Here is a 6,392-nt window from a genome sequence, read left to right as displayed (position 1 = left end):
GTCATCTACTTCTCGCAACATCGATTTTTTGGGCCGCCGGGGGGGTTGGAGCCCCCGGGGGGGCCGGGGTTGGCGGGGGGGGGGCGGGCCCCCCCCCGGGGGCCCCCCGCCCCCCTTCGTGTGCTCAGCGGCCGAGGGCGCGCCGGCCCCGGCCCTGGGAGACGACCGGCAGGTTGCGGGAGGGCGCCTGCCCGCGGGTGTCCTCCTCGATGCGCAGGGCGAGCGCCGGGCAGCGGCGCACCGCACGCAGCGCCTTCGCCTCCGCGTAACGCGGCACCTGCGCCTGGGCGACGGTCGGGAAACCGTCGGCGCCGAGTTCGAACACCTCGGGGAGGATGTCGGCGCACAGCCCGTGACCCCGGCACAGCGTCCAGTCGACGTAGATCTTCTGACGGCTTGCGCCGGTCTCCTCGGGCTCTCCGCCGCCCGGTATGCCCGTAGGGGCCCTGCCTCCCTCGAAGAGCGGCAGAACGCCCTCCACGGGCCGTCCGCAGCCGTTTCCGAGGACATGCGCGGCCAGGTCGTCGGTGAACGCCTTGATGGTCGACTCCAGGAACATCGCCGAGCCGTCCGGATGCGAACACGCGCCCCGGCGCTTGACGTTCTTCGCGACCTGCTTCAGCGCCTCCAGGGCGGCCGGACCGCCGCCGTTCAGAATGTCCTCCAAGCCGCGCGCCGCGGCCGGCAGCCCGAGGTAACAGGGGCCGCACTGACCGGCGCTCTCCTCGGCCAGCCACTGCGCCACCCGCAGTGACTCGCCCAGCGGGCAGGTCTCCTGGCTGATCGGCAGGATCGCGCCCGCGCCCAGCGAACCGCCCACCGCGTCCAGCGAGTTGCGGGAGACGATCGCCTCGTTGACGGTCGCCGCGTCGATCCACTTGCCGTGGTAGCCGCCGGTCAGCACGCCCTGCGGCACCGGCGGGGCGCCCGCCAGCTGCAGCACGTACCGCAGCGGCACGCCCGTCGGGACCTCGATCACCATCGGGCGGGCGACCGCGCCGGACACGGTCAGCATGACGGTTCCCGGCTCGTCGTACAGGCCGGTGTTGCCGTAGCGCTCGGGGCCGATGCGGGCGGCGATGGCCAGCTGCGCGAACGTCTCCGCGTTCGACAGCAGGGTGGGCGCGCCGCCGACGCCGCTCTGCGAGGCGCTGATCTTGCGGCCGGGCGGGATCGCCGGGCCGCCGTCGACCGAGCGGATCAGCGAGGCGGCGGCACCGGTGACCATGCGCACCGGGTTGCGCTGCACCCACGCGCGTAGCGCCGATCTACGGCTGTTGCTCAGCCCACGTTCGGCGAGCGCGGCCTCCATCGAGCGCTGTGTCGACTCCCGTGTGACACCGATCACGAGCGTCCGCGCGCCGAGCGCCTCGGCGCACAGCAACGCGCCGTCCAGGATCAGGTGCGGGGCGCGGTTGATCAGCACCGTGTCCTTGCGGCAGGCCGGTTCGTCCTCGCTGCCGTTGACCACGACGACCGGCCGCACCCCGCGCTTGATCGCCGACTCGGCGACCGAGCGCAGCTTCTTGTGGAAGGGGAAGCCCGCGCCGCCGCGGCCCTTGAGGTTGATGCGTTCGGCGAGCTGCGCGAGTTGCTCGCCGCCGAGCGGGTCGAGCGGCCCGTGCACCTTCAGGTGCATGGGCAGGTCGAGTCGTTCCACAAGGTCGAAGCCCGACGTGAGCTGGGGAAGGCCGACCACGCGGACTTCGGGGACGTCGGGCAGGGCCTCGTTCACTTAAAGCCTCCGGACGGCGTGTTCCAAGGTTCGCCCGAACCCGGTGTGTCGTAGGACACGCCGGGCAGCGATTCGGTAGCGGGACCGCTGTTGTACGTGTCACTGGCGTTGTACGTGCCGTAGAGGCCGTTTGTCTCACCGTTGTCGTACATGTCACTTCCGCCGTATGCGGCAGCGCCCGAATCGTTGTAGACCGGGATGGTGTGTCCGGTGTCCTGGAGTGGGTCGTACGCGGACGGCGGGGCCTCGCCGACCGGCGGCGGGGACGGGATCGGCCAGCTGCCCGAGGTGCCGGCGGGGCCGTCCACGCGCGGGATGGCCTCCGTGGCCTGCATGTCCAGCGGCAGGTCCATGCGCGCGGTCTGTCCGGTGTACGACTGCCGGGAGCGGCCCGGCGTGGAGACGGCGCGGTAGGCGGCCGCGAAGCCCGACGCGGGTTCGGCGGCGGGTGCGACGGGGGACTGGTACAGCGGCGCGGACGGGGCGGCTGCCGCCCTGGGTTCACGCCGGCCCTTGAAGCCCGCCGACGCCGGTTCGGCCGCCCGGGAACGGCTCGCGTCCAGCTCCTCGAGCCCCGGCCGCTCCGAGCTGCCGAACAGCGCCACCAGCCGGTCGGCGACCCTGCGCTTGACCGGGCGCGGGGCGGCGCGCAGAGCGAGGGCGGCAATGACCGCGAGCAGGGACAGCGCGTACAGGTACGTGAAGAGGGGGCTCTTCACCGGGCGGCCCGCGTAGAGCCCGTGGACCAGCGCGGCGCACCAGGCCGGGTAGGACAGCATGTGCATGGCACGCCAGCGGGCGGCGACCGGTGCCGGGGTGGCGAAATTGCTGCGCAGGGCGCCGGTGACGCCCACGAAGATCATCAGCAGGCCCGCCACCGAGCCCAGTCCGATCAAGCCGCCGATTCCGGTGATGCCGAGCGAGAACGGGATGATCGCGGCGATCACGCGCGTGTGGCCGAGTGCGATCTTCGTGACGATGTGCAGCAGGAGGAACGCGATCGAGGCGATCCCCAGTGTGCGGTGCACCGCCTGGCCGACGATCCGCTGCCGGATGTTCAGGAAGATCCGGTCCTGGGCGAACAGGCCCCAGATCACCGAGCAGCTGAGCGAGACCAGGGACATCACGCCCGCGCCGAAGTTCAGGAAATCGACGTACTGGCTGCCTCCGACCAGCACGCTCACGGGTATCAGCAGCAGGGCAACGGCGGTCGCCACCCCATAGGCCGAGCGGCCCGGTTTGGGGAGGGAGCGGGTACTACGACGAGGGTTCATGGGGGCAACTCCGAGCAGTTTCGGGAAAGCGGTCCCGCTGCCGAACTCTAAGTGGAGCCATACCGATCAGTACGGGGTTTGAGTTATTGCACTGTTATCAACGGACAATGTGACTGGGGCGATGTCCCTTAGTGGACGGTACGCGAAGTAATTGTTGACCTTGGTTCAGCTCCGCCTCCTCGCTTCCTGGCATGTCCACAAGGGGTACGGAAGCGCGCCGCGGCTTGCTCAAGGCCGTCGCCGCTCGCTCAAGGCCTGCGGTACCCTAGCGCCATGCGTGCCGTACGCCTTCTGCTTAGCGGGCCGCGCTGATCAGTACCGACCCCCGGTCGAACCGTGAGGTCGGCATCGGCGCGGCGTCCCCTCCTGTGCGAGGGGTTTTTTCATTTCCGCAGGCAGAGACGATCGATGGAGCTTTGAGGATCATGAGCGAGACGAACCCCGCTGCCGCCGCCACGTCGGCGGAGGCCGCGCCGCACCGCTACACGGCCGCCATGGCAGCCGAGATCGAGGCACGCTGGCAGGACTTCTGGGACGCCGACGGCACCTATGCGGCGCCGAACCCCAAGGGCGACCTGACGGGCGACGCCGAGCTGGTCGCCAGGCCCAAGAAGTTCATCATGGACATGTTCCCGTACCCCTCCGGTGCGGGCCTGCACGTAGGCCACCCGCTGGGCTACATCGCCACCGACGTCTTCGCCCGGTTCCAGCGCATGACCGGGCACAACGTCCTGCACACCCTGGGCTTCGACGCCTTCGGCCTGCCCGCCGAGCAGTACGCCGTGCAGACCGGCACGCACCCGCGTGTGTCTACCGAGGCCAACATCGAGAACATGAAGGCCCAGCTGCGCCGGCTGGGCCTGGGGCACGACAAGCGCCGGTCCTTCGCCACGATCGACCCGGAGTACTACAAGTGGACCCAGTGGATCTTCCTGCAGATCTTCAACTCCTGGTACGACGAGGAGGCGAGGAAGGCCCGCCCGATCTCCGAGCTGATCGCGCAGTTCGAGTCCGGTGAGCGCGCCATTCCGGGCTCCACGCGCGCGTGGAGCGAGCTGAGCGCCCGCGAGCGCGCCGACATCCTGGGCGAGTACCGCCTGGCCTACGCCTCCGAGGCGCCGGTCAACTGGTGCCCGGGCCTGGGCACCGTGCTGGCCAACGAGGAGGTCACCGCCGACGGCCGCTCCGAACGCGGCAACTACCCGGTCTTCAAGGCCAAGCTGCGCCAGTGGAACATGCGCATCACCGCCTACGCCGACCGGCTGCTGGAGGACCTGGAAGAGCTGGACTGGCCCGAGGCCATCAAGCTGCAGCAGCGCAACTGGATCGGCCGCAGCGAGGGCGCCCGCGTCGACTTCCCGATCGACGGCGAGCACATCACGATCTTCACCACCCGCCAGGACACCCTGTTCGGCGCCACCTACATGGTGCTGGCGCCCGAGCACCCGCTGGTGGAGAAGTTCACCCCCGAGGCATGGCCCGAGGGCACCCACGAGGTGTGGACCGGCGGCCACGCCACCCCGGCCGAGGCCGTCGCCGCCTACCGCGCCCAGGCCGCCTCGAAGTCCGACGTCGAGCGCCAGGCCGAGGCCAAGGACAAGACAGGCGTCTTCACCGGCGCGTTCGCGACCAACCCGGCCAACGGCGAGCGGATCCCCGTCTTCATCGCCGACTACGTCCTGATGGGCTACGGCACCGGCGCCATCATGGCCGTCCCGGCGCACGACAGCCGTGACTTCGCCTTCGCACGCGCCTTCGAGCTGCCGATCCGCTGCGTGGTCGAGCCGACCGACGGCCGCCCCACCGAGACCTCGACGTGGGACGACGCCTTCGTGGCGTACGAGGCGAAGCTGGTCAACTCGGCGAGCGACGAGGTCTCCCTGGACGGACTGGGTGTCGTCGAGGCCAAGGCCCGCATCACCGAGTGGCTGCAGGACAAGGGCATCGGCGAGGGCACCGTCAACTTCCGTCTGCGTGACTGGCTGTTCAGCCGGCAGCGCTACTGGGGCGAGCCCTTCCCGATCGTCTACGACGAGGACGGTGTCGCCCACGCGCTGCCCGAGTCGATGCTGCCGCTGGAGCTGCCCGAGGTCGAGGACTACAGCCCGCGCACCTTCGACCCGGACGACGCGAACACCCAGCCCGAGACCCCGCTGTCGCGCAACGAGGAGTGGGTCGACGTCACCCTGGACCTGGGCGACGGGCCGAAGAAGTACCGCCGCGAGACCAACACCATGCCCAACTGGGCGGGCTCCTGCTGGTACGAGTTCCGCTACCTGGACCCGCACAACGAACAGCAGCTGGTCGACCCCGAGATCGAGCAGTACTGGATGGGCCCGCGCGAGGGCCAGCCGCACGGCGGTGTCGACCTGTACGTCGGCGGCGCCGAGCACGCCGTGCTGCACCTGCTGTACGCCCGCTTCTGGTCCAAGGTCCTGTACGACCTGGGCCACGTCTCGTCGGCCGAGCCGTTCCACAAGCTGTTCAACCAGGGCATGATCCAGGCCTACGTCTACCGCGACAGCCGTGGCATCGCGGTACCTGCCGCCGAGGTGGAGGAGCGCGACGGCGCCTACTACTACCAGGGCGAGAAGGTCTCCCGCCTGCTGGGCAAGATGGGCAAGTCGCTGAAGAACGCGGTGACCCCGGACGAGATCTGCGCCGAGTACGGCGCGGACACCCTGCGCCTGTACGAGATGGCCATGGGTCCGCTGGACGTCTCCCGGCCGTGGGACACGCGCGCGGTGGTCGGCCAGTTCCGGCTGCTGCAGCGGCTGTGGCGCAACATCGTCGACGAGAACACCGGCGAGGTCACCGTCATCGACGCCGAGCCGGACGAGGAGACCCTGCGCGCCCTGCACAAGGCGATCGACGGTGTGCGCCAGGACCTGGAGGGCCTGCGCTTCAACACCGCCATCGCCAAGGTCACCGAGCTGAACAACCACCTGACCAAGGCCGGGACCGCGGTGCCGCACTCCGTGGCCGAGTCGCTGGTGCTGATGGCCGCCCCGCTGGCCCCGCACATCGCCGAGGAACTGTGGCGCAAGCTGGGGCACACCGACTCGGTCGTCCACCAGGACTTCCCGGTCGCCGACCCGGCCTACGTCGTGGACGAGACCGTGACCTGTGTCGTGCAGATCAAGGGCAAGGTCAAGGCCCGTCTGGAGGTGCCGCCGGCCATCTCCGAGGAGGAGCTGGAGAAGGTGGCCTTGGCCGACGAGAAGGTCGTCGCGGCGCTGGACGGCGCGGGCATCCGCAAGGTGATCGTCCGGGCGCCGAAGCTGGTGAACATCGTTCCCGCCTGATGACCGGACGCGTTCCGGTGTGAGGACCGTACGCCGGCGACGACCGGCATCGGGGTAGTCCCCTACGGGCAGGTTCGG

The 6,392-nt window shown here is 70.1% G+C and carries 3 protein-coding genes; 1 reads left to right on the top strand and 2 read right to left on the bottom strand.

The genetic code is table 11. From position 1 onward, the window contains the following. Window positions 1-124 precede the first annotated feature (124 nt). Window positions 125-1,735, bottom strand: a complete 1,611-nt coding sequence (locus ACWC0C_RS14315) for an NADH-ubiquinone oxidoreductase-F iron-sulfur binding region domain-containing protein (protein ID WP_449200779.1) — start codon at window positions 1,733-1,735, stop codon at window positions 125-127. Then, window positions 1,732-3,009 (bottom strand): cytochrome b/b6 domain-containing protein, encoded by a 1,278-nt coding sequence (locus tag ACWC0C_RS14310; protein WP_450864063.1) that lies wholly within the window; start codon window positions 3,007-3,009, stop codon window positions 1,732-1,734. Before ACWC0C_RS14310 ends, ACWC0C_RS14315 begins: the two co-directional genes overlap by 4 nt. Before the next feature lie 425 nt (window positions 3,010-3,434). Here ACWC0C_RS14310 and leuS point away from each other — a divergent pair, with 425 nt between their 5' ends. Next, complete coding sequence (leuS, locus tag ACWC0C_RS14305) at window positions 3,435-6,314, top strand: leucine--tRNA ligase (protein WP_450864061.1); 2,880 nt, start codon at window positions 3,435-3,437, stop codon at window positions 6,312-6,314. Window positions 6,315-6,392: the final 78 nt, after the last annotated feature.

The organism is Streptomyces sp. NPDC001709 (assembly GCF_053596375.1).
Note: the sequence above shows the minus strand (reverse complement) of the source record. Positions and strands in the feature narration are given on the sequence as shown.

Bases quoted from the DNA above. Each gene is read 5' to 3' on its own strand.
- ACWC0C_RS14310 (WP_450864063.1), bottom strand. From the start codon at position 3,009: ATGAACCCTCGTCGTAGTACCCGCTCCCTCCCCAAACCGGGCCGCTCG.
- leuS (WP_450864061.1), top strand. From the start codon at position 3,435: ATGAGCGAGACGAACCCCGCTGCCGCCGCCACGTCGGCGGAGGCCGCG.